Genomic DNA, 3980 nt, shown 5'->3' on the forward strand with positions numbered 1-3980 from the left:
TGAATAATAGCTGTCTCACAAGAGCGATTGGGACGAAAGCCATAACTATACTCTGAGAAGTGTCTTTCACAGATTGGACTGATGGTTTGAACAATCGCTTGTTGTACCATTCTGTCCATGACTGTAGGGATTCCAAGATTTCGGACGCCACCATTTGGCTTAGGAATTTCAACTCGTAAAACTGGTTGAGGTTTGTACTTCCTCTGCTTTATAAGTTCCTTGGTTTCTCGCCAATGTTGCCGTAGGAAATTATCCATTTCCTCAATGGTAACTCCGTCGATACCAGCAGAACCCTTGTTTCTTTTTACCTGATGATAGGCTTCAAGCATATTGTTCCTAGATAATATCTTATCTAGCAATTCTGACATGTGCGTATTCCTTTCTTGTTTCGGTGTCTGAGGGACATCTTAGATTCGTGAACCTTCTCCTAGTCAATACGTGACCGTCTCCAGTTCTATCAGACCGTTCTTTTACAGACACAAGTGAAGTAGGATTACTTCGGTTAATTGTTCGCCCCTTCGCTCCATTTCCATTACAGAAACTTCATCACTACTATGGGTTCGGCTGACTTCTCATGATTCGTTGTTACTACGTCTACGACGCTCATGAGACCTCACGGGATAAGTCGTATATCTTTCCTCGTTTACTCTCGTGATCTACGCATATAGGTTACGACTACCTTTTGGGACTTTAGAGTTTTCAGCCTCCTCATCCACTACATACGCCTTCATATCACATTTCTGTTCGTAGAGCCACGATTTCGCTATCCCTTCCTCTCCCCGCTACCTCACGATAGTCAGGCTTGGGAGTCGCTATTGGGTTCACCGGTAGCAGGTGCCCACAGAGGACTTGCACCTCAGATATACGACATGCCCGTCGTACTGAAAAAGAAAGGCTGGGCCGTGCCCAGCCTCTGAGACTACCAAGTCCAATCATCCTCTTCGACGACTTGAGCCGTTTTGCGGCGCCGACCGTCTCTATAGGTCACCTCATCGTATTCAAGCAAATCTTCCTTATACGGCAAAATAACAGACAGGAGAATATAGAGGAAGAGCGCAGTTCCTTCCGTTATGAGGAAAAAGATGGCGAACAGCACCCGAGCTAGGGTCGCATCCATCTTGAATTTATCCGCCAACCCGGCTAAGACACCACTAACAATCTTTCCTTTTCGCATTTTATAGTACTTAGTCATACGAATCCCTCACTTTCTACAGCTATTATAGCAAGCCCCTCAGCCCCCATCATCGGCCTTGAGGCCGATTTACCGAATTTTTAAGCGCCCTCCACAAGCACCACAGCGCATTCGTTCCAAATTGATCCGACGCTGGCGCTGAAAAACCTGGCCACACTCTCGGCACAGATACTCGTGAACAGTTCTTTGTTTGGGAGGCGGTGCATAGCGGAGTCCATCCACTTCTTTTAAGAGCTTCTTAAAATCAGCATCACCGTGTTTATAGCCCTTTTGCTCAAAATAAAGATGGTAATGGGTCAGCTCATGCCGCACAATCTGGCGAAAAAGGGCTTCCCCATATTCCTCCAGGATCCGAGGGGCAAAGTCCAGATGGCCATCGTGGGGGAAAAAGCGCCCACCAGAGGTCCGCAACCGCCGATTCCAAACAGCCTGATGGCGGAAAGGTTTGCCAAAATCCTCCAAGGAAACAGCTTGCACATACTTAGTTAGATCCACGATCTTCCACCATGGTCAGACTGATACGATTTTGCGGAATCTGAACTTCCAAAACCCAGACCGTCACCAAGTCACCAACTGAAACGACCTGACTAGGATGCTTGACAAAGTTCTTGCTGAGTTGGGTAATGTGAACCAAACCATCTTCGTGGACCCCAATATCGACAAAGGCTCCAAAGTCAACCACATTCCGGACCACACCCTCCAGCTTTTGACCCGGTTTCAAGTCTGAAATATCCAAGACATCCTGGCGCAACTGCGGCCCTGCAAAAGAATCCCGCAAATCACGCCCAGGTTTAAGCAGGTCCTGCACAATATCCTCCAAGGTTAGGGGTCCCACTCCCAAGATCTCAGCTGTCTCCGCAATCGGCAGGGTAGCCAAGCTTTTCTTAGCTGCAGCATCTAGATCTTTAATTCCCAAGTGAGCCAACAAGTCTTTGACAACCCCATAATTTTCCGGGTGAACCCCAGTTTGATCGAGGATATTTCCTGCATCCGGAATCCGCAAGAAACCAGCTGCCTGTTCAAAGGCCTTGGCTCCAAGCCGAGCCACCTTCTTCAATTCCTGTCGGGTCTGGAAGGCTCCGACTTCTTGGCGATAGGCCACAATATTTTCAGAAATCGTTTTATTAAGACCAGACACATGGCTGAGCAAGGCTGGACTGGCCGTGTTGACATTGACCCCAACCTGGTTCACCACCGTTTCCACCACAAAGTCCAACTGTTCACGAAGCTTTTTCTGGCTCACATCGTGCTGGTACTGCCCCACACCAATCGATTGCGGATCAATCTTCACCAGCTCCGCCAGTGGATCCTGGAGGCGTCGGGCAATAGAGATAGCTGAGCGTTTTTCAACCGGTAGCTCTGGAAACTCCTGCCGTGCCAATTCACTGACTGAATAAACCGAGGCTCCACTTTCATTGACAATCACATAGGCCACTTCCGGGAAGTTCTTAAGCACCTCCGTCACAAAGGCCTCACTTTCCCGACTGGCTGTCCCATTGCCAATCGCAATCAGCTCCACCTGCCACTCCTGAATCAACTGGCTCAGACGCTCCTTGGCGGCTTCGATTTGCGCCTTGCTAGCCGGTTTCACGGGGTAGATCACCTCGGTTGTCTGGAGATGACCCATCTGGTCCACAACAGCCAATTTCGCACCCGTCCGAAAGGCTGGGTCAAAACCAAGGACCACCTTACCTTTCAACGGAGCTGTTAAAAGCAGGTGCCGCAGATTCTCTGAAAAGAGCTGAATTGCCCCTTCCTCGGCCATTTCCAAAAGCTCAGACCGCACCCGACGTTCCATGGCTGGAAAGAGCCGTTTTTTCAAAGCCTCGTCAACCACCTCTGTTAAGAGCTGGGTTCTCTGAGCAAAACGCGCCAGATAGAAACGCTGCACCTTCTCCACCTGATGGACAAACTTGACCTTGAGCACCCCTAGTTTTTCACCACGATTTAAAGCCAAAACCCGGTGACCCGGAAGGCTAGCCAGACCCTCCGCAAACTCGTAGTAGTTTTGAAAAACCTGCTTGGGATCCTTGTCCGCATCTTTGAGCTGGGCAGTCAGATGGGAATTATCCCGAATCTCCTTGTAGAGCCAAGCCCGCAAACCATGATTTTCCGAAAGAGCTTCAATGGCAATCTCCTTGGCCCCATCAATCACCGCTTGAGGACTTGGGTAGGCCTCAGACACATACTTCTGAGCCTCCCCTTCCAAATCCTCCTGACCCTGGAAAAGTAAGCGGGTTACAGGCGACAAACCGGCTTCCTTGGCCAGACTGGCCTTGGTCTGTTTCTTCTCCTTAAAGGGCAGATAGAGTTCTTCCAACTCCACCAACTTTTCCGCAGCCTGCAAGGCTGCTTCCAGCTGAGGCGTTAACTGCCCTTGGTCTTGCAACTTGGCCATGATGGCTTCCCGTCGCTCATCCAAGGCTGTCAAACTAGCCATTCGGTCAGCAATCGCTTTGATTTCCACTTCATCCAACCCTTTTGTTTTATCCTTCCGATAACGGGCAATAAAGGGAATCGTCGCGCCCTCAGCAAGCAAATCCAGGACGGTCTCAACCTGAGCCTGGGTAATCGTTAACTCTGTAGCAATTTTTGTGATATTTTTATCCATAACTATAAGTATAGCACAGGGAGAGGGCTTGAAGCAGAAAAAATAGTTGAGAATCATTCCCGTTGCTTATCCTTTTTGAAAATAATGTCAGGGTCTTGAGTCCTCATTACCAAGTTCATAAAAAAAATGATATTTTTGTCTAAGCTTAAAAAGTAAAACTCTAAATTTTTCGAAAAT

At 48.5% G+C, this 3980-nt stretch carries 4 protein-coding genes; all 4 read right to left on the bottom strand.

The window, feature by feature from the left end; translation table 11 throughout:
* A partial coding sequence (locus HZY94_RS08285; RefSeq protein WP_257151889.1) for a reverse transcriptase domain-containing protein occupies positions 1 to 368 on the bottom strand: 368 nt, incomplete at its 3' end.
* A gap of 551 nt (positions 369 to 919) precedes the next feature.
* Positions 920 to 1192 carry a PspC domain-containing protein gene (locus HZY94_RS08290; protein ID WP_160332319.1) on the bottom strand — a complete coding sequence of 91 codons (273 nt, stop codon included), beginning with the start codon at positions 1190 to 1192 and terminating at the stop codon, positions 920 to 922.
* Positions 1193 to 1261: 69 nt separating this feature from the next.
* Positions 1262 to 1687: a SprT family protein gene (locus tag HZY94_RS08295; protein ID WP_160332318.1), complete on the bottom strand. Its 426-nt coding sequence runs from the start codon at positions 1685 to 1687 to the stop codon at positions 1262 to 1264.
* Positions 1674 to 3803 carry a Tex family protein gene (locus HZY94_RS08300; RefSeq protein WP_179925766.1) on the bottom strand — a complete coding sequence of 710 codons (2130 nt, stop codon included), beginning with the start codon at positions 3801 to 3803 and terminating at the stop codon, positions 1674 to 1676. The genes HZY94_RS08295 and HZY94_RS08300 overlap by 14 nt, the downstream gene beginning before the upstream one ends.
* Positions 3804 to 3980: the final 177 nt, after the last annotated feature.

Source organism: Streptococcus danieliae, from assembly GCF_013415245.1.
Classification (GTDB): domain Bacteria; phylum Bacillota; class Bacilli; order Lactobacillales; family Streptococcaceae; genus Streptococcus; species Streptococcus danieliae_A.